Genomic DNA, 23,629 nt, shown 5'->3' on the forward strand with positions numbered 1-23,629 from the left:
TATAAAGAAAAACCCCTCTGATTTCAAAGGAGTTTTCCAGTACAAGCTCCAAACTCGCTGGATTGCGTTCAAACGGTCGCTAGTTCTTTTTCACAAACTCCGATTTTAATTTCATCGCTCCGAAGCCATCAATTTTGCAATCAATATCATGATCGCCTTCCACCAGACGTATATTCTTTACTTTTGTGCCAATTTTCAGTACGGATGAGCTTCCTTTGACTTTAAGGTCTTTAATGACGGTTACAGAATCGCCGTCCTTTAGAACGTTACCATTGGCATCCTTGATGACTTTTACATCTTCATTGTTTGCTGCTTCTGATTCGGAAGACCACTCATGAGCGCATTCCGGGCAAATGAAAAGACTCCGGTCCTCGTAGGTGTACTCTGAATTACATTTCGGACAATTTGGCAAATTAGACATAGTATTATGTACTCCATTCATTTTCAAAATTCTACTACTGTGATTACTCTATGAACAAACCTTGCTCCAAGCCCTCCCTAGAGTTCCTTACAAGTATATTGGAAAATCAGCAACGATTCCACTAATAGAGGAAATTAGTTTGGGATTTCCCTTTCCTTTTATAATAATTTTGATGATTAAAAAAGGATGCACGCCTTGTTAGGGTAGCATCCTTCATCATGAGCAGAATCATATTTTGAAAATGTGCTCTACGGCGATTTTATGCCTTTGTTTGCTCAACCAGCTCACGAATTCCTTGGCTAAGCGGCGTAAGCGGGCGTTTCAGAAGCTTCTCGAAATCGTTGCTTACAACATCCAAAGCTCCTTCACGAATCGCTTGCTGAATACCGACCACAATAGGGATTGCGGCTTCCGGTACGCCCGCACCAAGCATAATATCGGCATACGCAGTATCGTCTACCTGCTGTACAGGCACATCCTTACCCAGCACCTCAGCAAGAATCGCCGCAAACTCTTCTTGGGTAATCGGCTTGCCCGAAAGCTCGTATATTGTATTCTCATGTCCTTCGCTGGACAAAACGACTGCCGCCGCTTGCGCATAATCTGCACGGGCAGCCCAACCTACTTTACCGGAGCCTGCTGAAGTCAGCCAAGGAGCCCCGGCCAGCACGGATTGAATCGTGCCTGCTTCATTTTCAAGATACCAGTTATTGCGCAGGAAGGAGTAAGGAATGCCCGATTCACGAATGAACTCCTCCGTTATACGATGTACAGGTGCAAGGAACAGCGTGCTGTCAGCCGCATTGGCAGCGCTGGTATAAGCAATGAAGCCTACTCCCGCACGTACAGCAGCATCCACAGCAGCCTTATGCTGTCGGATTCTCGTATCATTATCGCCGTCTGCGGATATAATCAGTAGTCGGTCTACACCAGCAAACGCTTGGTCCAGCGTCTCTGGTTTATCAAAATCGCCATGACGAACGTCAACGCCACGGGCACGCAAGTTTTCTGCTTTTTCCGGATTTCTCACGCTAACAATAAGGTCTTCTGCCGATACCGATGCAAGCAACGCCTCTACCACGATGGAACCCAGTTGCCCGGTTGCTCCTGTTAATGCGATTTTCATATGAAATCCTCCATTCAGATTTTATTTACCTTTCTATAGTAACTATAAATATGACGCTTGTCTAATTTGGAATTGATGAATACGCGGCTGTGTCAGCAAATTAAATGTTAGGAGAATTAGAGATATCAAAGCGAATTGTTAAAGAGGGGCGTGGAAGGCTTTGCATTCGCGTTTATCGTGACGATAGGGGCTTCATATCTGATCTATCCCTACCTGACACCGTTTGATCTGAAATTCGGACTCCTTTTCGGACTGCTGATCAGCTTAAGCAGTTTCTTCGGCAGCTTAACGGTTTCCGTGCTGAAGCGAGATTTATTAATCGGCGATGACGACAAGTTCGATACTTTGAAAAAAAGCTACTTAAACCGGGTCGATAGCCTGACCTACACCTCGCCGGTCTTTTTCCACGTGATCCGTTATTTTTTCGATTTTATGTAGTGATTCTAAGGATCTCTCACCCCGTGGTGGGGGGGGTAAGCTTTTTTCAAAAAAACATTTTTACATAGAACAATTAATATTTGGGGGATCAATACAATAAATACATGTGACAGCACAATGAATGGCAAGGATGAAATAAAAATGGCCGGACCTTGGTCTTCTCTCATACGCTCAACGAACAGCCACCACATAGGTACGGATACAAACCACATCAAGACATTGGAGATAGCTAGATAACGAAGATCCTTCCACAAAAAACAAAACAATATCGCAAGGATCGCTGGAATAGTCCATGAGCCGATCAAGCGACCATTGCTGAATATTACGAATGCCGCGATAGGATAGAGAATTGCAATGATGATTTGGACTATTTTATTTTCATAAAACCTCAATTTGATAGCCTCCTTTTTTCATCGGCAATCAGGGTGTAGAACTCAGGCTCCTCACTAAAACCTTCTTCAGACCTAAGCGGTCTTCTTCAGGCAACAACTTAGATCTGGAAATGGCTGAACTTACACCTCTTCCAACGAAATGGTTTCATATTCGTTCATATGTACCGTTGCAGGGCATTCCTAATCCTGCTAACCCCTTCACGAATCTCGCTTTCATTTAGATGCCCATAGCCCATTAGCAGTCGGTTTCCTTCGAGCTGTGCCGCAAATACATTTTCGCTACGGAAACATTCCGCCCAATTCTCTCGGAGCGTGAACTGAAACTCTGCTACCAAATGCAACCCAGCTGGCTGACCACATACCCGGAATTGCCCTGTAAAGTGCTGTTCCAGGCTATCAAGCAGGACCTGACGACGCTTGGCGTACACTTTTTTCATCTTATGTACATGCTTATGAAGGAGTCGCTTCCTGATATACCGACTCAACACAATTTGTTCCAGACTCGCTGTCTGGTAATCCGCCAGTTGCTTTAAACGGATAAAATCAGCGACTCGTGACGAGGGAAGAACAATATAGCCGATCCGCAGCGCGGGGAACAATATTTTGCTAAACGTCCCGACATATAGCACCCGTTCTGGGTCCAGACTCTGCAAGGAGTGGACGGGCGCCCCATCATACCGGAACTCACTGTCATAATCATCTTCGAGCAACAGGCATCCTGTTCGAGCTGCATACTGGATAAGCTCGATCCGCCTTTGGATCGGCAAGATACCTCCCAGCGGGAACTGATGCGAGGGTGTCAGATATGCCAGCTTGGGGTGTCTCTTTTGCGGCAGATCGGCTGTTATAACTCCCGAATCATCAACAGGAATACTCCGCAGTGTGGCTCCTGTAGCCGCCAGAATGCTTTTTAAATCTTCATTTGTCGGTTCCTCTACCAGGGCTTCGTCTCCAGCTGACAGTAACAGACGAGTGACAAGCTGAATTGCCTGTACTGCTCCGCTAGTGATTACAATATGTTCTGGTCTGGCTTTCACTCCTCTGGTGTGAACCAAATAGTCGGCCAACTCCCTGCGTAACTCAGGCTCTCCAGCAGGGTCGCCATAACCCAGTGCCAGATCAGGAGCCTCTTTGCAGACGCTCTGAAGCAAGTCGGCCCATGATTTGCGCGGGAACAATTCCAATGCGGGGAGGCCTGTCCGGAAGGAAATTACCGACATCTCATTTGAATATGAAGTATTCATTGCAGACGCAGACGCCTCGATAGGCAGTGCGGATACATAACCTGGAAGGACGGCCCCTTCGGCTACATAGGTACCTGAACCCGAGCGCGCAATGGCTAAGCCTTCGGCTAGCAGCATTTCATAAGCTTCGAGGATAACATTCCGGGAAACGTTCAACTGTAAGGCCAGCACCCGGGTCGAAGGAAGTTTATACCCTGCATGCAGTTCTCCGGCTAAAATACGGTCCCGCATCGCTTGATATACCTGCCGCAGCATCGGAACTGTCACATTCTTATCGATAGATAACCACATAGCTGCCCCCCAAGCGGTACTGTCAAAAACCTCTTCAACTGGATCTACAAGTGCCCAGTTTCTATTGCTACAGTATATATCAATATCTGTACAAGAGGTGAGATGAAATGAACAAACCAACCTTTTCGACTTACATGGAATTAGTGATCGCAACCTCCATTGTCGGCAGTTCTGTAGTAGTCGGTAAACTGGTCGTGATGCGGCTGCCTGTTTTTTTATCGCAATCTGCCAGTCTGGCCGTTGCCCTTCTGTTTTTGGTACCCATTGTGTTAATCAGGAAATATTCACTAAGGATCAGCAAACGAGATGCCTTAATCCTGTTCATTCAAGCACTGGTCGGCATGTTTCTCTTCCGTGTCCTAATGCTGTACGGGCTGGCCTACGCCTCTGCTTCCGAAAGCGGAATTTTAACTAGCTTAACCCCAGCTATCGTGGCACTTCTTTCGTATGTGCTGCTGAGAGAAAAGATTACGCTCCGCCCCGGACTAGGGATTGCCTGTTCACTGCTCGGTGTTTTGGCACTGCAAATACCTCACATATCGGCGCTCTGGTTCAATGCTCCCAACGCAACCTCGTTCATTGGCCTGCTGCTTGTTCTGTCTGCTGTGTTCGGAGAAGCGGCACTGACAGTGTTACGCAAGATGCTATCCAGCCATGTCTCTTCCCTGCTTGGAACCATGTATATAACACTCTTTTCATTCTTCATGTTCCTGGCTTGTTCCTTTGTGGAGGCCCAACAGTTCGACTTTAACCACGTTGGTGTAGGGGAGATTGGGCTAGTCTTATATTATGGTATCTTTGTCACGGCATTAGGCTATGTATTATGGTTTCGAGGTGTATCAAGAGTACCGGCTAGTACAGCAGCTGTATACACGGGTTGTATTCCCGTCAGCACACTACTGCTGTCCTATATCATCCTCCGTGAATCCTTCTCATTTGCTCATCTGGCCGGTGCAGGCTTTGTATTTCTCGGCATCATACTTATATCACGCGGTGAACGCCGTTGACTTACGCAAAGACCTTCTCAAAAAAAGAGGCTCCCGGCTGAAACTTCGGGAGTCTATCTTCTTTGATTCAAGTTCTTAGCGCATTGAATTAATGCACCTGATCCAGCAATTGATATGCCTCTTCCTTCGTTGTAGCTTCTAGAAGCGCTTCTCGGAAATGACCGTCCATCAGCTTACGCGATAACATTTGCAGCACTTTCAGATGCGCATTTTCTTTGCTATTACGCGGTACCGCAATCATAAAGATCAGTTTTGCTTCACTTCCGTCTGCACTATTCCAGTCCACACCGCCCTGCTTGATACCGAAGACCACGATTGGCTTCAGGACAGCTTCCGATTTGCCATGAGGAATGGCAATATTCATTCCAATGCCTGTGGAGCCTTCTTCCTCTCTGGCTAATATCGCCTGTTTGAAATCACTGGCAGAGCTTACGGCTCCAGTTCTCTCAAGTGCTTCAATCATTTCATCAACCACAGCATCTCGTGTCGTTCCTTCCAGCTCCAAATTAATCAGATCCATCGTTACAATATCCGTCAGTTTCTCAATGTGAACAGCTTGCGGAGACACCGCTGGCCCGTTATTTGTAACGACTGTTGAAGCAGATGACTCCGCAGCAGCCGTTGTAGTAATCGCAGAATGTCCAGCTCCTGCGGTAGAATGTCCAGGCATCGCTTCCCTAGCAACATCCGAAGTTACAGTTGCTACAATATCTTTTTTCAGCAAGCTCACCAGGACAACCGATACGGCTACGCCGACAATAACGGCGATGAAGAACATAAGCACATGGTCCACTGCACCAAGTACAGCTACAATCGGTCCACCATGAGCTACCCTATCACCTACATTCCCCAACATGGCGATGACAGAACCAACCATGGACCCTACCATGATACTGGGAATAACACGCAGTGGATCTTGTGCCGCGAATGGAATCGCACCTTCGGTAATACCGAACAACCCCATCGTGAATGTTGCCTTCCCAGCCTCGCGTTCCGCAGGTGCAAATTTACGTTTGTTGATCATCGCTGCAAGTCCCATTCCAATCGGCGGGATACAAATCGCAACGGCGATGGGCCCCATAATTTCATAATTCCCTTCACCGATCATGGCCGAACCGAATAAGAAAGCGACTTTGTTCACAGGGCCGCCCATATCAAAGGAGATCATCGCACCTAGAATCAATGCCAGCAGAATTGAACTTGTACCTTGCATACCTGCAAGCCAACCTGTTAAAGCTTCAAACAATTGTGCGACCGGAGCACCAATCACAAAGACAAAGATTAATCCAACAATTAAAGATGCCAATACGGGGATAATAATAATAGGCATGATCGGCTGTAATGCTCGGCCAACTTTAATTTTCCGAATACCAAGTGCAACATAACCCGCCAAGAAACCGGCGATAATGCCGCCGATAAATCCAGCCCCCGCCTCACTTCCATAAAAGCTGCCGTTCGCAGCAATGAATCCGCCAATCATACCGGGTGCAAGCCCCGGTCTATCCGCAATGCTCATCGCGATAAATCCGGCGAGGATCGGTATCATAAAGGTAAACGCAGCCGAGCCGATATCCTGAACCGTCTTCCAGAAAGAACCGTCCGGTATAACCAGACCGCCTGGTGTCTTCTCACCGCCAATCGTCAACGCAATGGCAATGAGCAATCCCCCAATGACGATGAAGGGTACCATATAGGATACACCGTTCATCAAGTGGCGGTAGATGGGATTTTGTTTCGGTTTGTTCTCCTGTGAGCTAGCTTCGGCAGAACGTGACTCTGCTTGGTACACAGGTACATTCCCCTTCACCACCCGCTGGATCAATTCTTCCGGACGGCGAATGCCATCCTGTACACCAACGACCAGCAGTTTCTTACCCACGAAGCGGTCTTTAACCACCGTTTTATCCGCTGCAATAATAATGCCATCTGCCTCACGGATCTCCTGCTCGGTCAGTTGATTTTCGACTCCAATGGAGCCTTGTGTCTCGACCTTCATCTCAATGCCCAGCTTTGCTGCTGCCTTTTGCAGATTCTCAGCTGCCATATACGTATGTGCAATTCCGTTAGGACATGAGGTAATCGCCAATATCTTCATAGTCATTCCCCTTCTCTCCGATGTTTCCGCTTACATTGATAGTATAAGCACCTATCTTGCTGTTAACAGACGAACTTTTTACCGGAACTTTCGGAAAAACGGAATTATACCGACAAAAAACAGGACTTATCTATAAGTCCTGCTCCAGAGCACAGCTTTTGATTTTAGTTTATCCCTTCATTTTCCCTAATAGCCTCATTGCATCGGTCTCCTTAGATAAGGCATGAACTAAAGCAGGTTGCTCACTGAGCAGAGACAATTCCTTGAATAACTGGCGTATCTCCTCCCGCCCATCCTGTTTGACCGCAAGCAAGAACACAAGCTCTACTTTCTCGGTTCCCCAAGTAAGCGGCTGCTTCAAGGTAGCGATTACAATGGAGGACTGCCTTATCCACTCAGAACTGCCATGCGGGATAGCTATGCCTCCCCCAATCGTCGTAGCCGACATTTTTTCTCGCGCCAGTACGCTGTCCACATAACCGGGCTCCACATATCCTTTGTCCTCCAGTATTTGCGCCAGCTTGGAGATCAATTGTTCCGGATGCTGCACTTCCTGCTGGGGAAAGACCAAAAAAGGTGTTGTATATTTAAAAAATACTGATTCGTCTGCCGTCCTCTGTCCCGGCTCACCCAGTCGTCGGATCACTTGCTCCAGCCGACGCTCGTCCTTGGCATCCAACAAGGGAGAGACGAGAATGTGCGGAATGTCCATCTCTGGGAGATCTACAGTGGTAATGACGAGATCCACCTCCTTGGCTGTCAGATAGTCCTGGACCTCTGCTTTGGAAAGGGTTGTCTCCACATGTACAGCCGGAAATTTACGTTCCACCTTGGTGCGCAGCAGTTGGGACATACCGATGCCCATGTGACACACGATGATGGCTCTCTGGGGATGACTCTCTTTCTGGTGCAATCGCTCCACAGAAGCCTGAAAATGCAGCGTTAAATACGCCGCTTCCTCCTCGGGGAAGGATAGCCGGATCCATTTCCCCACCTCTTCCAGTGTAATAATAACCCGGTCGAACATGTAGGGGTACATCTTCTTGATCTCGGTCAGCATGGGGTTGGACACGGTCAGCCCATATTGAAGACGGTTCAGGGTCGTATATAAATGGACATTCAACCCTTTCAGCAACATCTTGTCCTTGGAAAAGGCAATCATATTCAGCTCAGACATCCGCCGGACTAACTGCTCAACCAACTCAGGCAAAAGCGGGTGGCTATCTACCAGTGCGCCTTGTTTTCCCCTTCTTTCCTCCTGCTGGTAACGGAACTTCCCGCTAAGCAGATGCAGAGTTAAATACGCCGTCTCTTCCTTGGAAAACGGTACAGCAAACAACTTTTGCAACTGCTGCAAAAAAGACGTAGCCCATGTAAATTCGCGTCTCTCCTGTAAGAAGGCAATGTCCTGCTTGGAGAGGGAAATGGGTTGTCTCATCTTGGTTCGTTTGACCATTAAGAGGATATGCAGCATTAGAGCTTCGAAAGCTTCGTCAGTAAAGCTGAGCTCATGGCGTTTTTGAAATGCTTTTAATTCATGATTTATGGTTGTAATCTCGTGCGATTCAAACTGTTTGCGCATCATCTGTCCTGTTAACTCAGGACTGTCAATCAGCTGGTTCATTCGCGCCAAAGCGATTCGCTTATTTTTCTCAGAGCCTTGAATGACCAAACCTACGCGCTGCTTGGTAATCAAGGCCAGGTCAAAGCTATGCAGCCAGCCATCAATCTTCCCCATATCTCTACGGATCACCGTCTTGTTCACATAATACTGTGAAGCTAGATCCTGAATGGTCACAGGCTTGGCATTCATCAAGAGCCGATAGGCGAGATGCAGCACCCTTTCCTCATCCGACTCATGTCGGGCCGTACTCTCATCCGCATACAATCGATGCAACAATTCATTCTGATCCGCTTCACCCATCTCCAGATAAATGCCGCGTCCCGGTCTTCTCACCAGATTGGCATCAGAATGCTTGACGATATAATCTTCAATTACTTTCAGATCGTTGCGGATCGTCTTTTCAGAGCATTCGGTCAGATCCGCCAGATCCTGCGCTAACCACAACCGGTCCGGTTCAGTTAACAACATGCGTAAAATTTCCATTTGCCTTTTATTCATTCCATTCTCCCATCTTCCAAAATAAAGAATGTCCAGGGCATTTCGGGCTATATTTTTGCTGGTTTTGTGTTGACTTTAAGTATACTCCAAGTAGTACATTTAAAGCATGGTGGCCGCCAAATTCAAGAATAATGAAAAGAGGAATCGCTCATGACCATTGGGAAAACAGTTCTTATTACTGGGGCCAACAAAGGCATCGGGTATGAAACAGCCAGCACCAATCCCCTTCTTTAAGGGGTTATTTTCATTTTCAGTGGGAGATTGATGGAGCCCCCTTAATTGCCTATAATCCAAATATAGCATGAATTCCTAGGGGGAATAACGGTGATCACCTATATGAGATGCAATGACGTCAGCATGGAACATATTTTTCAAGCATTTTCGCTTGGGTTCTCAGATTATTCTATTCGCCTGACCACGGATCAGGATGATTTCGCAGCACGCTTTTTTGGTCCAGAGGGCAATTCACGGGATCACTCTTTCCTTGCCATGGATCAGGATCAACCAATCGGCTTGGTCCTCGGCGGTATCCGGCAGTTTGACGGGTACAAGACCATGCGTTGCGGTACGCTGTGCATCACTCCGGCTTACCGTGGTCAGGGGATTAGCAACAAGTTGCTTGAACTGCATAAACAATCAGCTATATTGGCGGACTGCCAGCAACTATGGCTTGAAGTCATCAAGGATAATCATCGGGCCGTCAAATTATATGAAAAACATGGCTACCAGACGCGTTATACGTTGAAATACTACAACGGCACCCTGCCTTCCGCACCACCCGATGCCCTCTCATCTTCGTATATTCTTAAGGAAGTTACATTTGATGACGTCGCAGCTTTTCGTAAGACCCTCACCGACTGCCACATCCATTGGCAAAGTGACACACCTTATTACGCTACCAGCACACAGGAGGCTTTTCTCGGTATCTACGAAGTGAATCAAACGTGTCTCGGCATGGTGAGCATGAGTGCTCAGGGTAAAATCAACTTTCTTTGGGTCGATCCTGAGCATCGCAACCAAGGACTAGGATGCGCCCTCCTTCATAGAGCAGCAAAGATCCAAAAGGTTGAGAAGGTATACATTTGTCTGTCCGACAATGACTCTCTTGATGGCTTTATCCAAAAAATAGGTCTCTCGAAAGACCCCATTGAGCAATATGAAATGTGTATGCCGCTTCAACGATAATGGTTGTTTCACCACATTTAAATTAAAAAGAAGGTTGATCATGTTGTACAATGACCAACCTTCTTCCTATCCATACTCCCCCGTTTGATCCACCTACATCTATCATTTCTGAGAACGATTGATATACTCTGATTTGACTAAGGCGCACATGTAAAGATCATCATATTTCCCGGACGTAAATTCATATTGGGAGAGGAGCCCTTCTTGCCGAAAGCCTGCTTTTTCAAGCAAACGCAAGGATTGTGCATTCTCTGGCTCTACTAGCGCCTGAATGCGGTTCAATGAAAGGGTATTAAACCCATAGTGGATTACAGTTGCAAGTACCCCCGACATTAACCCTTGGCCCCAATAGGCTCTAGACATTTCATAGCCCATTTCTGCCCAATGAACTGCTGTGTCATGCCGGATCATTCTGCGATTAACGCATATTCCCCTGGCCGCTACTCGCCGAATTGAAGCACCCTTGCAATATTCTCGCACGTACGCTCTACATTTTGCGGCCCTTCGAGCAGCAGTTTATCCAGCTCCGATGCTCCCGGCACAATGCCGAACACCGCATCTATTCCTTCCTGGTACAGCGTGTCGATCCCTTCTCCCATATAGCCAGCGACCGCAATGACCTTTTTGCCGGATTGTTTGGCAGCCTGAGCTACCCCATACGGAGTTTTCCCGAATTTGGTCTGAAAATCGATACCACCTTCCCCCGTAAAAACGATGTCTGCATTCGCCAGCTTCTGCTTTAATCCGGTGTATTCGATTACAATTTCAATGCCTTTTTGCAGCGCTGCTTGAGTAAAAATCAACAGGCCCGCACCCAGTCCACCAGCTGCGCCCGCGCCAGGGAGATCGCGCACATCCTTGCCCAGCTGCCGCTTCACCACATCCGCGTAATGAGCAAGATTGGCATCCAATTGTTGCACCATCTCAGGGGTTGCCCCTTTTTGCGGACCGAATACATGAGATGCTCCATGCGCTCCGCACAACGGATTCGTCACATCGCAGGCTACAATCAATTGCACCTGCTGCAAGCGTTCATCTAGAAATGAGATGTCTATACAGGCCAGCTCGCCGAGACTACCGCCGCCGCGTGGAAGAGTGTTCCCTTTTGCATCAAGAAATCTGACTCCTAACGCTTCCGCCATTCCTGTCCCGCCGTCATTCGTCGCGCTTCCACCAATACCTATAATAATCTTTCGAATCCCCTGATTCAGACACTCACGGATTAACTCACCCGTACCGTAAGTTGTTGTCTTTAGCGGGTTTTTGTTATCCTTGTTGACCAGATGGATGCCGCTGGCGGATGCCATCTCGATTGCCGCAGTGGTGCCGTCTCCCAGCAAGCCGTATGCAGCAGTCACGGGTTCTCCAAGCGGCCCGGTCACCTCGATATAACGAAGCTGCCCGCCTGTCGCATCCACCAGTGACTGCACCGTTCCTTCACCGCCGTCCGCCATAGGGACATGGACATAATTTGCGGCCGGATAGACCTTACGCAGTCCTTTTTCCATTGCGATACACACTTCTTTGGCAGTCATGCTTTCTTTAAAGGAATCCGGTGCCAGCACAAATGTCTTCTCTCTCATCTTCTCACCCCATCATCAATGTTAAAGTAAAAATCCATACATCAGTGTCGCAACTATGGCCATTGTTCCACCCACAATAGCTTCATAAGGGATGAGTCCCATCCGTTGTTTAATACTCATTTTCATGCTGTCTGCCGTTACATGGAAATAGTTTCCTTGGGGTAAGGCATCAATAATCGTCAACCCTTCCATCTGCCTAACCCCCCGAGCAATTTTTGGGTACGCTTTCATTATATCGACTCTGGAGGATGAAAAATATTGAAGAACGGACGAAATTGATTGTGCATTTGCATAACAAAAAGCCCATATTCCTCTTCAGAAATCTGGACTTTGAATACCAGGCAACCTCTAATGAATCTGCTATGGTTGCACTTATCAAAAAAAGACTGATTTGCACAAGTTCTACTTGGACCACTATATATTTTTATCTCATTTTTCAGCAATTGAACTAATCATTTCAGTTGTACCTTTTGCCTCACCATGTCCTGCACCAAACAGGTTCAATACCACCACGCCAATAACAATTAAAGAAATGCCTACGATACTTCCTGTATTGATTTTTTCTTTCCAAATCAATACTGAAATCAGCGTTGTAGCAACAGCTCCTACACCTGACCAAATGGCATAAGTCATATTTAGAGGAAGCGTTTTGAGAACCAAAGAGAGAAAAAAGAAGGAAATAAAAAACGCGACAAATGTAAATAAAGTCGGGTACAGTCTGGTAAAGCCTTCTGAAGCCTTAAGCATTGAAGTGCCAATAAGCTCACCAACAATAGAGATTACCAAAAAAAGATAGGCCACTATTCATTCTCCTTTCAGCATTTTGCATCATTCGATTCCCAACGCTTAAAAGTACAATATATAGACAAACTAGACCATTTTGATCTATATATTGCTGATTTGAAATTGCTCTTTGGGATTTATGCAAAATGCTCCTTTATATATGTCTTTAATTCTTCCATAATTTTCTTCCGTAGTTCTTCATTCGGAGGAGCTAACCCGAACATTTCCGCAAACCACAAACCGTCTATAGCTAATCGAACCATCGTAGAACGAACCGGATCCAATTCATCGTTTTCGATTTTATTTTGGATATTAGCATACTCGTCCTGAAGTAGTTTTAGCATTTGAGGGTTAGTAAAATGAGCGGCAGAGAGGGCTGTATACAGGTCGCTTACGTCCCGATCTCCAGAGAATGATGTATTCATATAAGCGCGAGTCCATCTTCCTTTAGATTGCATATCACTTTCTGCTCTCTCATTAAGTTCGGTTACAAAGCTGCTCGACAGTTGCTCGACCATGCCCAGAATCAATTCATCTTTATTAGGAAAATGATAAAGCAATCCTCCCTTACTTATTCCCGCCTTCTTGGCAACGGCTTCTAACGTTAATCTCTCTACTCCTTCTTCGTGTACAATTATGGAAGCCGCTTTAAGAATTAATTCTTTTTTTAATGCTGTTTTAGTTGTATTCATTTTGATCACCACCCATTAAATTATACCGTCCAGACGGTTTTATTTCAAGTGGGTTAAAGTTATGTATTTAGTAATTGCCAATTGTGCTCTATGTATTCGTACATATAGGTTAAAAAGAAAAAAGCCCTGGGAGCACATCTTTTCACCCAAGGCTTTAGCTTTAAAGTCGCTCTACAAAAGACTTAGCCAAGTAAACATCTCCTCACTCGGCAAAACTCCCACATCTGGGGTTTTTGGCATCGCCATTGGCACTAGCTGCCCAGATATTGTCTCAGCCATTGGAGCGCGGGGCGTTCCGAGCCGTTCGAGTTCAGCAGATGTGTATTCGATATCCAGGTTTGCCCCTGAATGTATCCCCAGAGCGTAACGCCCTTCACCGAAGGATGCTGCCATAATACCGGGAATTTCTCCTTGTATCTGGCAAGCTGGGTATTGTCGTCACCAGTAATATCCAATTCAGACACATAGATTGGCAATCCTGTTGCCGATAGCTTGTTCAGTACAGTGTTCATCGTGTTAACTGAGACGGTGTCCATACTGAACTGGTGGCATTGAATGCCAATTCCGTCAATCAGGCCTCTACTCTTGAGCTGATTAATAATATTGACATATTGATCAGTTAATGAAGGATCGTTGATAATCCCATATTCATTTATAAGGAGCTTAGAATTAGGAAAGGCTTGTCTGGCCTGTTGGAACGACCATATTACCCAATCCCATCCGGTCGATCCGTCACCACCAATGGCATTGCGGAAGGACGGTTTCTGATGCAGTGGCTCATTCACCACATCTACAAACTCCGAATTCGAATAGCGCTGACCGGCAGCTTTAATCCACTGGGTTACTTCAGCCTTCTGATCAGCTGCCGACAGTCCACTAATCCATCCTGGCTCCTGGGCGCCCCATACCAAGGTGTGAAACTTGAACGGAAACCCATTATTACGGGAATAGTTGTAGGCGGTATCTGCCTGCGACCAGTTCATATTGTTACGATTGCCTTCAACCGAGCCCCACTTGGTTGAATTCTCCGGCGTCACCTGATTCCAGTACGTTCCGTAACTAGGAGGGACACTGCCGGCAATGACATTCCCGAGGAATTTGTTTCCTTTCGCCAGACCAGCATCAGCCTGATTCACCAGAACAGATGATAACAATACACCCGTCAACGCCAAACAGCTTACCAACTTGCCTACTTTAACTCTCAACATATAATCTCCTCCTCACACGTTTTAGGTTTGATACTTTTCACAATTGTAAAACGCTTACATTTCCAATTATAATAATCGGTGGTTATTTTTTACTACCTATGAAAATAAAGATTTAATCCAAGAAACTTTACATCATTGCGGGACAGCCAAACATCTGCGATCCTTTGCTATACATCGTTTCAATTAAATCTAGCTTCGCATAATCCTTAAATATCCCAGATGTATCACGGTAATTCTTTGGTATCGTTCTCTATAATCGTCCTTCTATTGTATAAACATTTTATAGATTTGCTTTGCAGCGTTAACGAACCCTTGTATTTCATTCCGTTCATTATTTTTATGCCATGCAATTCCATAAGAAACCAAATCTTTCACATCCAAAGGAATGACGGAAAGCTCGGAATCTTCTGAGCATACAAAATTCGGCATCACCGCTATACCCATCCCCCCCTTGATCATTGCATCACTAATGAGAGCATTATCACTAAAATAAACGATGGAATCAGAACATTGCATCTGGATATCGTTTTGTACCCGTGCCATTTCGGTTGGGCATTTTAAGGGATCTAATAGAATAAGGGCTTGGTTCCGCAGATCAGCTACCGAAACCATAGATTTGCAAGATAATGGATGATCTTTAGGTACAACACACACAAATCTTCCCACAAAAAGTTCTATGTAGCCAACGTCCAATAAGTCTTCAACACTTTCCTTGGAAGCAAAAATCAAATCCAATTTATAATTGGTAAATAGATTTCTATTCTCTTTATAATCAGCCATTTTTAAGTAAAGGTGAACATAAGGCAACTTCTCTTTGTAAATACTTAATATTTTGGGAAGGTATTTCACTTCCAAGTTTCCCTCATACCCAATTGATAAATTAGATTCAAATATACGAGAGTAATTCTTTGCCTTTGCTATTGCAATATTTGTTCTTGTAAGAATATCCTTTATATCTTTATAGAAGGAAACGCCAGCTGGAGAAAGTTCTACACTTCTCTTTGTTCTAATAAATAATTTTAATCCAAGTTCCATTTCCAGCATGTTAATCTGATGTGTAACGGTAGGTTGAGTGATATATAAAAGTTGCGCCGTTCTTGTAAAACTCAGAGTTTCAGCTAGCTGAACGAAACACTCGAGTTGCTTAATATGCATTCTGATGCCCCTCCTACATTTATAGAAATCATCTATTAATGATAACATATTTCGATATCAGCTCCGTCCCAAAAGCTGATATAGTTTGTTCAAGGAAGTATGTGAAAAAAACAACAATAGGCGGTTCCTAGTTGTTGCCGATCATACCAACCCTTTAATCTGAATTTTAGGAGGAAATCATATGCGTTATATTGTTACGGGAGCAGATGGACAACTAGGCGGAAGAGTAGCAGCGAACATGCTGAATGAAGTTCCAGGGGATCAACTGATTTTCACATCTCCTAATGTGAGTCGTATAGCTAAAGAAACGATACTAGCTTGGGAGGAACAAGGCGTTACCATCAGAGAAGCTGACTACAATAACAAAGAGCAAATGATTGAAGCCTTCAAAGGCGGTGATCGAATCTACTTCGTATCTGGTGTGGTCATTGGACCAGAACGCGTTCAGCAACATAAAAATGTAATTGATGCTGCTATTGCTGCTGGTGTGAAACACATTACGTACACTTCATTCTTGGGCGCTAACCGCGAAGGATATTATCAATTTGTGTTACCGGACCACACAGAAACCGAAGCATATCTTCGGGAGACTGGAGTAGATTACAACATCATGAGAAACAATCTCTATATGGAAAACTACTTCACCAATTCCGTTATGCTGGCTTTTTTGAGTGACAACAAATGGTATACGGCTGCAGGCGAAGGAAAAGCAACTTTTATTGCAAAAGACGATAGCGGACGTGTAGCTACTGCTTTGTTATTAGGTAAGGGCGAGCATAACAAAGACTATGATGTAGTCAGCGGAGAATTAATTAGCCAGCATGAAATTTGCGATATGATCTCCGCAGCAGCCGGTATTGACTTTGAATATATCACGCTTGACAATGATGCGTTCTATCAATATCTGGACTCCATTCATATACCTCGTGATTCGCATGGCGATTATTCGAAATCACCTGTACCATGGTGCAGTAACGACATGGTAACTAACGAAGCGAGTATCAGAGATGGTTTGATGGCGATTCAAGCCGATACAGTTGAAAAATTGACTGGTAGAAAACCATTAACTGCGCGTGACCTGGTTGAGCAATACAGCTTTGTATGGAAAAATAGAGTAACTACTTATGCTGGATTAAACCCAAATGTGACTAGCTTCTCGGTTAAACCCAAATAAACCCTCATGTATGTTGCTGGTTCTTCCTACGTGACTCACTGGTAATGCAGTTCCTGGAACTAATTTGACAGAGGCAGCCATTCTGCGGGCATCGTCGCGCCCTATTCGATGATCCGCGATATCTACCGTTTTTTAGGCTCGTAGGAAGGACAAATAAGGTCGATTGATGCTTTGCAACCGTGGCTGTAGCTTTAATTCTCAGGTGAACTCCCTTTCCAAATCTATGCCATTGTCATGCTTTCAAAACCCTCCCGTATATCTTCGCTTGGAATACGATCACTACTGCCTGTAACGGCGAGATTGGGAATATTCGATATGTATTAGAGTGAGTCTGGATATAGAGTATACTATATAGGTATAAGTTAGATACACGATGACATTCTATATGTATAGGTATTCCAAATACAGCGAAGAAGAGGTTGAACATGAGTCAGAAGCATTTTTCAGATTATCCATTAAGTGAAGAAATTGTGAGAGCGCTGGATAGTCTAGGCTATGAGACGCCAACAGAAGTTCAGACGAAAGTCATTCCAGTTGCGCTTGAGAAGAAGGATCTTGTTGCCAAATCACAAACAGGTAGCGGCAAAACAGCATCATATGGTATTCCACTCTGTGAGCTAGTAGATTGGAATGAAAATAAGCCCCAAGCTTTAATCCTGACGCCAACCCGTGAACTCGCGTTACAGGTCACCGAAGACATCACGAATATTGGACGCTTTAAACGGATAAAAGCAACGCCCCTTTATGGGAAACATCCTTTTCATATTCAAAAGGCCGAGTTAAAGCAAAGAACACATATGGCTGTAGGTACGCCAGGGCGTGTACTGGATCATATTGAACGAGGTACGCTATCGTTAGATCGGATGGCCTATCTCGTGATTGATGAGGCTGATGAAATGCTGAATATGGGCTTTATCGAGCAAGTTCAGTCGATCATTCAGGCCCTGCCTAGTGACAGGGTTACGATGTTATTCTCCGCTACTTTTCCTGAGGATGTCGCCAGACTGTCACGTAAATATATGAACAATCCTGTTGAAATTGAAATAAAAGCGACCGGTATAACGACAGCTACCATTGAACACTCTTTGATTCAGGTGGCAGAGGCGGACAAGCTGGTATTACTTCAAAATCTGCTCATTGTTGAGAATCCTGAGAGCTGCATTATTTTCTGCCGTACGCAGGAGAATGTAGATAAACTATTCAGAGCCTTGGCTGATCTGGAGTATCCGTGTGATCGTATTCATGGGGGGATGGAGCAGGAAGAGCGTTTCGAGGTGATGAATGCGTTCAGAAGGGGACAATTTCGTTACTTGATTGCGACTGATGTAGCTGCTAGAGGTATTGATATCACGAATATCACCCATGTCATGAACTATGATATTCCTCTTGAGAAGGAGAGCTATGTTCATCGTACAGGACGTACGGGACGTGCAGGCAAGACGGGGAAAGCCATTACCCTGGTTACGCCCAAGGATGACAGACGATTAGCCGATATTGAAGCATACATTGGATTCGCGATTCCGAAAGTAAAGGCTCCCTCAGAAGAGGCTGTTGATCGCCGTAGAGAAGATTTTGAACAGAAGCTACATGTCAGAACTGTACTTAAAAAAGACAAGCGCGAGCAATTAAACCAACAGATTATGAAGTTGAATTTTAATGGTGGCAAGAAAAAGAAATTTAGAGCCGTAGACTTTGTGGGAACCATTGCTAAGCTTGACGGGGTAACCGCAGACGATATCGGGATCATTACGATTCTTGATCATGTAACCGATGTTGAGATTTTGAATGGCAAGGGTCCACTTGTGCTGGAAATTATGAAGAATACGACCGTAAAAGGTAAACTGTTAAAGGTACGCAAGGGGAATAAGTAGAGGCTACACGGTATAAAAGAGGGGCTAGAAGAAAGGCGCTATAGACGCACCTTTCCTCTAGCCATTTTAATTAACGAGGTCAGTTGTTCCTGCTCATGGATACCAAATATTCCCTAATTTCCTGTTCTATCCGGGATCTTATCTGATCTACAAGGTGGGCATCCATCGTCGCCGCATAGATTTTCTTTAGCTCATCCCGTAAGGACTTAGCTTGTGTCAGATGCTGTATGGATTGCTTCATGGCTTTAGAGTATCGCTCTTTAATGTCAGCAATAGCATCCGAATGTGCTTCATCTGTGCCGGGCTGTATACAACGCGAATACATATCGACAATTTCATCGGTGGCGTGGACGGGCTCATACTCATGCGGTGCCGTGCTGTCGAAAATAGCAAACCCAAGCTCTCGCACGATAATCATATCGAGACTGTTCGGATCGAAGCCACAATGGTAGATTTCGATATCAAAGCCACGTTGTATTCCTTCATTCGCTAATTTCTTTAACAGAGTAGATTTACCGGATCCGGCGCGGCCTTTAACCAGATACCTCTTTAAGCCCGCAGTCAGATTAGGGACGTAATCAACAGCCCCCTGCGGCGTAGTCGCACCTAGAAAACGACGGTCTACCCGACTTACTCTCTCTAGTTTCCGATCACCATAGAGAAGTTCAATATACTCCTGGGTCAGTTTATCAGCTAATTGAAAATTCATGTTGGCTATATATATGGTTTCCCATTCGTCGTGAATACGGAGTGCTTCGGCAAAGCCGGAATAGGCTTGGTTATGTGCTTGCATGATCTGTTCAGTCAAGCTGTCTATTTCTTGCTTCTGCAGATTCAACTGGAGCCTATCGGCTGCCTGCTCTACATCCACGTGTACGATAACTGTCTCAGGCAGTTCGGGCTCAATGACATGTGGTGCCGTTCCATCCACGATTCCTGCTTTTAACTTGGGGATAATTACTCCGTCCAACGCATCGTTATCCGCTGCACAATGAAGAATCCATATCTCATAGCCTTGCTGTGCCATATGCTCTCCAATTTCTCGAATAAGCCTTGATTTCCCCGTACCAGGGCCTCCTTGTAAGACAAACACACGTGTTAATCCTTGAAGTGACGAATTATACAGGTTAGCAAATCCTTCAGCCGTATTGCCGCTGGCATAGAAATTAAGGATCGTTCCGTCCATAATCACACACCTTTCTGGGCGAATGTCATGCTTCATGCTCCATTGTATTAATTTTATACGGAAAAGGTGCCTTTTATTTCCTACCATCTTTGATAACTGAGGAATTTGAAAAATCCTTCAGACCTTTGGAGACAGCCCCATCACATAGCCTCCCCCGTGAATCCACAGCATGGCCGGAAGCTTAGCGTCAGTGCGCTGGGCAGGTTCGTAGACTTTGACCAATATTTCGCCTGCTACGCTTGGAATCATCCGGCTTGTCGTATGTACGTGCTCCGACTTCTCAATGGGAGGACCCGACAAATAGCTTCTGTTCAGTTCTAAATTTTCCTCTAGTTGAAAACCAGGGAATTGTGCTAATACCGGCCTTAATTCTGGCAATACCCGACTTTCAAAATTCATTCGAATCACTCCTATAATTGAATTATGATCTTTTTTCTGTCTCGGCTTCCCACTTAGCTATTTCTTCCCGAACTCGGGGTGCTACCTCTGTACCTAGCAGCTCAATGGCTCTCATCACCTCGGCATGCGGCATCGTGCTTAACGGAACATACAACATAAAGCGTGTAACGCCTACATTTTTGCGAAGATGAATGATCTTCTGGGCAACAGTCTCGGGATCGCCAACATACAGTGCACCTTCAAAACTGCGCGCGGCGTCGTAGCTAGAACGATCATAATGTGCCCAGCCCCGCTCCTTACCCAATCTATTCATACCTGCCATGGTAGAAGGGAAAAATGTATCGGCAGCTCGCTCAGTATTCTCTCCAACAAATCCTATCGAGTGCGACCCAACCTTAAGCTGCGATTCATCATGACCAGCGTGCGCCGCTGCTTTCTTATAAAGCTGCACAAGCGGTGCAAAATCCGTCGGTTTCCCACCGATGATCGCCAGCATCAGTGGCAGTCCTAACAGACCTGCACGGATAGCAGAATCCTGTCTGCCCCCACTGCCAACCCATATCGGTAAAGGATCCTGAACAGGCCGTGGATACACGCCCAAATTGTTAATCGCTGGCCGATGACTGCCCTTCCAGGTTACTTTTTCGGACTCCCGTATTTTAAGGAGCAATGCCAAATGTTCTTCAAACAGCTCATCGTAGTCGTCCAAGTCATAGCCAAACAGTGGAAAAGATTCAATAAAGGAACCCCGGCCCGCCATAATCTCCGCACGTCCATTTGAAATGCCGTCCAGCGTAGCAAAATCCTGAAAAACGCGCACCGGATCAACTGAAGAAAGCACCGTCACTGCACTGGTCAGCCGAATCCGTTTCGTCTGCGATGCAGCCGCAGACAGTACAATTGCTGGTGAAGATGCCGAATAATCCTTCCGGTGATGCTCACCTACGCCAAACACATCAAGTCCCACTTGATCAGCAAGGATAATTTCCTCGACAACTTCACGCAATCGCTGTGCGTGGCTCATCACTTCACCTGTCTGAACATCCGGTTTCGTTTCTACAAACGAAGTAATACCTATTTCCATGATCCATCTCTCCTATACTAATAGCTTTCTCTGTCAGCAGCTTCAAACTATTATTCCGGTTCTTTTCAAGCAGGCTGATGTGTAGCTCAGATTGATGCTGCCCCTCCTATCTCCGTTGGTTTTAAGCATCTTAAAAAATAACATACTGATCGGTACGATAATTTTCTCAGTAAATATAACTCATAGAAACGATTAATGTCAATAAATCAAATTCCCTTGTTAGGATAAACCAACCTGCATTTGACAATATAAACGACTAATTATAAGATAATAACATACTATTTGGTACAAAAAAAAGACTGGTGACAATTACACATGGGAGAGGTGTTGATTATGGGACGAACCCGCGAATTTGACGAAGAAAAAGCATTAGATGCAGCTATGCAACTATTTTGGGAGAAGGGATATGAGGCTACCTCATTAAGTGATTTAACTTCCAGAATGGAAATTCAACGCCCCAGTATATACTCAGCTTTTGGGGGCAAAAAAGAATTGTTCGAAGTCGCGCTACGCAAATACATGATGTCCCGTGCTTCTCTGGTCCGAACCAAACTTCAAAGCAACCCATCTGTAAAAGAAGCATTTCGCACTTTTTTTGAAGGTGTGGTCGATGAGGAATATACAGGAGACCCTAGAAAGGGATGCTTTTGCATTAATACAATGGTCGAACTTGCGCCTCATGATGAGAAATTTGAAATTCTTACAAGGGAACATCAAATGTACCTATCGGTCATATTTCAAGAAACCATAGAACGAGGTATACAATCAGGTGAACTTGAGATCGGGCTAGATGCGAAGGCTGTATCACAGACGCTAATCGTATCGTTAATTGGACTAACTGTAATGATGAAGTCTCGTCCAGAGCGATCATTTATTAATAATACGATAGAGGTGACACTTACACTGCTTAAATAATTCGGAATAATTCAAATTATACGAAGGGTAACCACTATTAGGTCATTCGCACATGTCTGTCATCGCAACTCACTGATCTTTTTTGCATATTTATTCTTAATAACGTATAATAATTCAAAACTAATAAAAGGGAGCACATCTAATGTCATTTGTAGTAAGAAACGCTGAGCCTGATGATTTAAACAGTTTGACCGAGTTAATGTATGAATACATCGTTGGTTTTTATCAAAACCCTAGGCCACCTGTCGAAAAAATTCATAATTTGATCCAAACCCTTTTTGAACAGCAAAATGGTATACAATTTGTGGCAGAACAAGATGGAAAGCTAGTCGGATTTGCTACATTATTCTTTACATTTAGCACGATGAAAGCAGACAAAATTACAGTTATGAACGACCTTTTTGTAATGGAACCATTTAGAGATACAGAAGTGGAATTTCAGCTTTTTTTAGAATGTCAAAAATATTCACAAAATCATGGATATGCTCGTATGAGCTGGATCACTTCTACTGAGAATAAACGCGCTCAAATTTTCTTTAAAAAGATGGGTGCCACCCAAGGGAAAGATTGGGTCCACTTTTCTTCATAACAAGGCAGGATTTTGGTTATACAAGGCCATTGGACTAAAAAAACAACCATTGACGACTTGGAGCGTCGTATTAAAGACTGGAGACAATCCGACGGAATTTCCGTTCCAGCCGTTGAACTGCAATCTGGTTAACATGGAATTGTTCGTTGTATCTATCGTAAGTTCTTTGCTTACCATGCTGGCCTTGCCGTCTTTCTCGGCCGTTCCTTCAACGGTATAAGTGCCATCGGCCAAGTCCGACAGAGGCTCCAGTATTCCAGCTTCTAGACAACGCTGAAACGACAAAAAAGGCTGCTCACAAGAGAACGACTGAATAGTTTCAGTCTTCCTCAAGAGCAGCCTTTCGCATGCAGCGGCAACCTCAATCTGCCGCCAAGAACTCCGTCTACTTCATCGGAATGACAAAGAACACTATCGTTCCCTCGCCGGGTTTGCTGTCGATCGACAGTCCTTGACCATACAGTTGGATCAATCGTCGGTTCGTATTGGAAATGCCAATGCCACCTTTCTCTTTCATAGCGGGATTTAGCAGATGAGCCACCATTTCCGGGGACATGCCAATGCCGTTATCTATGACTTCAATGAGAAGGATGAAAATGATGTTACGACAAGAGGTTCTGGATGGAATTAGTCTATTCATACCGTGGCAGTTCGACAAAAGCCGGATTT

22 protein-coding genes and 3 pseudogenes are annotated in these 23,629 nt (G+C 45.0%); 7 read left to right on the plus strand and 18 right to left on the minus strand.

The window, feature by feature from the left end:
• Positions 1-79 precede the first annotated feature (79 nt).
• Together NST83_RS24840 and NST83_RS24845 are read right to left on the minus strand one after the other, a co-directional pair.
• Positions 80-421, minus strand: a complete 342-nt coding sequence (locus NST83_RS24840) for a zinc ribbon domain-containing protein YjdM (protein WP_137060874.1) — start codon at positions 419-421, stop codon at positions 80-82.
• A 259-nt stretch (positions 422-680) separates the two neighbouring features.
• Complete coding sequence (locus NST83_RS24845; RefSeq protein WP_137060875.1) at positions 681-1,547, minus strand: SDR family oxidoreductase; 867 nt, start codon at positions 1,545-1,547, stop codon at positions 681-683.
• A gap of 153 nt (positions 1,548-1,700) precedes the next feature.
• Between NST83_RS24845 and NST83_RS24850 the strand changes: the two are divergent.
• Positions 1,701-1,985, plus strand: a pseudogene (locus NST83_RS24850) (phosphatidate cytidylyltransferase); the annotation flags it as partial.
• 5 nt (positions 1,986-1,990) lie between these two features.
• Here the strand turns inward: NST83_RS24850 and NST83_RS24855 are convergent.
• Positions 1,991-2,377: a hypothetical protein gene (locus tag NST83_RS24855; protein ID WP_342416047.1), complete on the minus strand. Its 387-nt coding sequence runs from the start codon at positions 2,375-2,377 to the stop codon at positions 1,991-1,993.
• Between the two features lie 155 nt (positions 2,378-2,532).
• The gene (locus tag NST83_RS24860) at positions 2,533-3,912 is read right to left on the minus strand and encodes a PLP-dependent aminotransferase family protein (protein ID WP_342416048.1); all 1,380 of its coding nucleotides are present in this window, start codon (positions 3,910-3,912) and stop codon (positions 2,533-2,535) included.
• 107 nt (positions 3,913-4,019) lie between these two features.
• On the opposite strand from NST83_RS24860, the gene NST83_RS24865 reads away from it, so the two are divergent.
• Positions 4,020-4,919 carry a DMT family transporter gene (locus NST83_RS24865; protein ID WP_342416049.1) on the plus strand — a complete coding sequence of 300 codons (900 nt, stop codon included), beginning with the start codon at positions 4,020-4,022 and terminating at the stop codon, positions 4,917-4,919.
• Positions 4,920-5,007: 88 nt separating this feature from the next.
• On the opposite strand, the gene NST83_RS24870 is transcribed toward NST83_RS24865, so the two are convergent.
• A complete protein-coding gene (locus tag NST83_RS24870; protein WP_342418042.1) occupies positions 5,008-7,014 on the minus strand; it encodes a fructose-specific PTS transporter subunit EIIC in 2,007 nt (668 codons plus the stop codon).
• A 169-nt stretch (positions 7,015-7,183) separates the two neighbouring features.
• Complete coding sequence (locus NST83_RS24875) at positions 7,184-9,136, minus strand: BglG family transcription antiterminator (RefSeq protein ID WP_342416050.1); 1,953 nt, start codon at positions 9,134-9,136, stop codon at positions 7,184-7,186.
• Positions 9,137-9,460: 324 nt separating this feature from the next.
• Here NST83_RS24875 and NST83_RS24880 point away from each other — a divergent pair, with 324 nt between their 5' ends.
• A complete protein-coding gene (locus NST83_RS24880) occupies positions 9,461-10,321 on the plus strand; it encodes a GNAT family N-acetyltransferase (protein ID WP_342416051.1) in 861 nt (286 codons plus the stop codon).
• Between the two features lie 102 nt (positions 10,322-10,423).
• On the opposite strand, the gene NST83_RS24885 is transcribed toward NST83_RS24880, so the two are convergent.
• From NST83_RS24885 to NST83_RS24915, 7 genes and pseudogenes are all read right to left on the minus strand, one after another.
• A complete protein-coding gene (locus NST83_RS24885; protein ID WP_342416052.1) occupies positions 10,424-10,732 on the minus strand; it encodes a GNAT family protein in 309 nt (102 codons plus the stop codon).
• A gap of 29 nt (positions 10,733-10,761) precedes the next feature.
• Positions 10,762-11,904 (minus strand): glycerate kinase, encoded by a 1,143-nt coding sequence (locus NST83_RS24890; protein ID WP_342416053.1) that lies wholly within the window; start codon positions 11,902-11,904, stop codon positions 10,762-10,764.
• Between the two features lie 21 nt (positions 11,905-11,925).
• Positions 11,926-12,084: pseudogene (locus NST83_RS24895) on the minus strand (GntP family permease); the annotation flags it as partial.
• A 249-nt stretch (positions 12,085-12,333) separates the two neighbouring features.
• Complete coding sequence (locus NST83_RS24900) at positions 12,334-12,705, minus strand: multidrug efflux SMR transporter (RefSeq protein WP_342416054.1); 372 nt, start codon at positions 12,703-12,705, stop codon at positions 12,334-12,336.
• A 119-nt stretch (positions 12,706-12,824) separates the two neighbouring features.
• On the minus strand, positions 12,825-13,379 hold the full coding sequence (locus NST83_RS24905) for a TetR/AcrR family transcriptional regulator (protein WP_342416055.1): 555 nt from the start codon (positions 13,377-13,379) through the stop codon (positions 12,825-12,827).
• A gap of 251 nt (positions 13,380-13,630) precedes the next feature.
• Positions 13,631-14,587, minus strand: a complete 957-nt coding sequence (locus NST83_RS24910) for an endo-1,4-beta-xylanase (RefSeq protein WP_342416056.1) — start codon at positions 14,585-14,587, stop codon at positions 13,631-13,633.
• A gap of 264 nt (positions 14,588-14,851) precedes the next feature.
• A complete protein-coding gene (locus NST83_RS24915; protein ID WP_137060889.1) occupies positions 14,852-15,742 on the minus strand; it encodes a LysR family transcriptional regulator in 891 nt (296 codons plus the stop codon).
• Positions 15,743-15,923: 181 nt separating this feature from the next.
• Between NST83_RS24915 and NST83_RS24920 the strand changes: the two genes are divergently transcribed.
• Positions 15,924-16,916: an NmrA family NAD(P)-binding protein gene (locus NST83_RS24920; RefSeq protein ID WP_137060890.1), complete on the plus strand. Its 993-nt coding sequence runs from the start codon at positions 15,924-15,926 to the stop codon at positions 16,914-16,916.
• Between the two features lie 425 nt (positions 16,917-17,341).
• A complete protein-coding gene (locus NST83_RS24925) occupies positions 17,342-18,787 on the plus strand; it encodes a DEAD/DEAH box helicase (protein ID WP_342416057.1) in 1,446 nt (481 codons plus the stop codon).
• Positions 18,788-18,866: 79 nt separating this feature from the next.
• Here NST83_RS24925 and NST83_RS24930 read toward each other — a convergent pair whose 3' ends face one another.
• The 3 genes and pseudogenes from NST83_RS24930 to NST83_RS24940 form a co-directional block, all read right to left on the minus strand.
• Positions 18,867-19,973 carry a PRK06851 family protein gene (locus tag NST83_RS24930; RefSeq protein ID WP_342416058.1) on the minus strand — a complete coding sequence of 369 codons (1,107 nt, stop codon included), beginning with the start codon at positions 19,971-19,973 and terminating at the stop codon, positions 18,867-18,869.
• A 135-nt stretch (positions 19,974-20,108) separates the two neighbouring features.
• Positions 20,109-20,372, minus strand: a pseudogene (locus NST83_RS24935) (alpha/beta hydrolase); the annotation flags it as partial.
• Positions 20,373-20,394: 22 nt separating this feature from the next.
• The gene (locus tag NST83_RS24940) at positions 20,395-21,456 is read right to left on the minus strand and encodes an LLM class flavin-dependent oxidoreductase (protein ID WP_342416059.1); all 1,062 of its coding nucleotides are present in this window, start codon (positions 21,454-21,456) and stop codon (positions 20,395-20,397) included.
• A gap of 333 nt (positions 21,457-21,789) precedes the next feature.
• On the opposite strand from NST83_RS24940, the gene NST83_RS24945 reads away from it, so the two are divergent.
• A complete protein-coding gene (locus NST83_RS24945; protein WP_137061016.1) occupies positions 21,790-22,371 on the plus strand; it encodes a TetR/AcrR family transcriptional regulator in 582 nt (193 codons plus the stop codon).
• A 142-nt stretch (positions 22,372-22,513) separates the two neighbouring features.
• Positions 22,514-22,960 (plus strand): GNAT family N-acetyltransferase, encoded by a 447-nt coding sequence (locus tag NST83_RS24950; protein ID WP_342416060.1) that lies wholly within the window; start codon positions 22,514-22,516, stop codon positions 22,958-22,960.
• Here the strand turns inward: NST83_RS24950 and NST83_RS24955 are convergent.
• Positions 22,955-23,293, minus strand: a complete 339-nt coding sequence (locus NST83_RS24955; RefSeq protein WP_342416061.1) for a hypothetical protein — start codon at positions 23,291-23,293, stop codon at positions 22,955-22,957. The two genes, NST83_RS24950 and NST83_RS24955, sit on opposite strands and share 6 nt — an antisense overlap.
• A gap of 52 nt (positions 23,294-23,345) precedes the next feature.
• On the minus strand, positions 23,346-23,600 hold the full coding sequence (locus tag NST83_RS24960; RefSeq protein ID WP_342416062.1) for an ATP-binding protein: 255 nt from the start codon (positions 23,598-23,600) through the stop codon (positions 23,346-23,348).
• Positions 23,601-23,629 lie beyond the last annotated feature (29 nt).

This window comes from Paenibacillus sp. FSL R10-2782 (assembly GCF_038592985.1).
GTDB classification, from domain to species: domain Bacteria; phylum Bacillota; class Bacilli; order Paenibacillales; family Paenibacillaceae; genus Paenibacillus; species Paenibacillus terrae_C.

Excerpts from the sequence above, each read along its gene's own strand:
- NST83_RS24860 (WP_342416048.1), bottom strand. The coding sequence starts at position 3,912 with ATGTGGTTATCTATCGATAAGAATGTGACAGTTCCGATGCTGCGGCAG.
- NST83_RS24960 (WP_342416062.1), bottom strand. The coding sequence starts at position 23,600 with ATGAATAGACTAATTCCATCCAGAACCTCTTGTCGTAACATCATTTTC.
- NST83_RS24890 (WP_342416053.1), bottom strand. The coding sequence starts at position 11,904 with ATGAGAGAGAAGACATTTGTGCTGGCACCGGATTCCTTTAAAGAAAGC.
- NST83_RS24950 (WP_342416060.1), top strand. The coding sequence starts at position 22,514 with ATGTCATTTGTAGTAAGAAACGCTGAGCCTGATGATTTAAACAGTTTG.
- NST83_RS24905 (WP_342416055.1), bottom strand. The coding sequence starts at position 13,379 with ATGAATACAACTAAAACAGCATTAAAAAAAGAATTAATTCTTAAAGCG.
- NST83_RS24915 (WP_137060889.1), bottom strand. The coding sequence starts at position 15,742 with ATGCATATTAAGCAACTCGAGTGTTTCGTTCAGCTAGCTGAAACTCTG.
- NST83_RS24865 (WP_342416049.1), top strand. The coding sequence starts at position 4,020 with ATGAACAAACCAACCTTTTCGACTTACATGGAATTAGTGATCGCAACC.
- NST83_RS24930 (WP_342416058.1), bottom strand. The coding sequence starts at position 19,973 with ATGGACGGAACGATCCTTAATTTCTATGCCAGCGGCAATACGGCTGAA.
- NST83_RS24920 (WP_137060890.1), top strand. The coding sequence starts at position 15,924 with ATGCGTTATATTGTTACGGGAGCAGATGGACAACTAGGCGGAAGAGTA.
- NST83_RS24840 (WP_137060874.1), bottom strand. The coding sequence starts at position 421 with ATGTCTAATTTGCCAAATTGTCCGAAATGTAATTCAGAGTACACCTAC.
- NST83_RS24845 (WP_137060875.1), bottom strand. The coding sequence starts at position 1,547 with ATGAAAATCGCATTAACAGGAGCAACCGGGCAACTGGGTTCCATCGTG.
- NST83_RS24940 (WP_342416059.1), bottom strand. The coding sequence starts at position 21,456 with ATGGAAATAGGTATTACTTCGTTTGTAGAAACGAAACCGGATGTTCAG.
- NST83_RS24910 (WP_342416056.1), bottom strand. The coding sequence starts at position 14,587 with ATGTTGAGAGTTAAAGTAGGCAAGTTGGTAAGCTGTTTGGCGTTGACG.
- NST83_RS24870 (WP_342418042.1), bottom strand. The coding sequence starts at position 7,014 with ATGAAGATATTGGCGATTACCTCATGTCCTAACGGAATTGCACATACG.
- NST83_RS24925 (WP_342416057.1), top strand. The coding sequence starts at position 17,342 with ATGAGTCAGAAGCATTTTTCAGATTATCCATTAAGTGAAGAAATTGTG.
- NST83_RS24945 (WP_137061016.1), top strand. The coding sequence starts at position 21,790 with ATGGGACGAACCCGCGAATTTGACGAAGAAAAAGCATTAGATGCAGCT.
- NST83_RS24875 (WP_342416050.1), bottom strand. The coding sequence starts at position 9,136 with ATGAATAAAAGGCAAATGGAAATTTTACGCATGTTGTTAACTGAACCG.
- NST83_RS24885 (WP_342416052.1), bottom strand. The coding sequence starts at position 10,732 with ATGATCCGGCATGACACAGCAGTTCATTGGGCAGAAATGGGCTATGAA.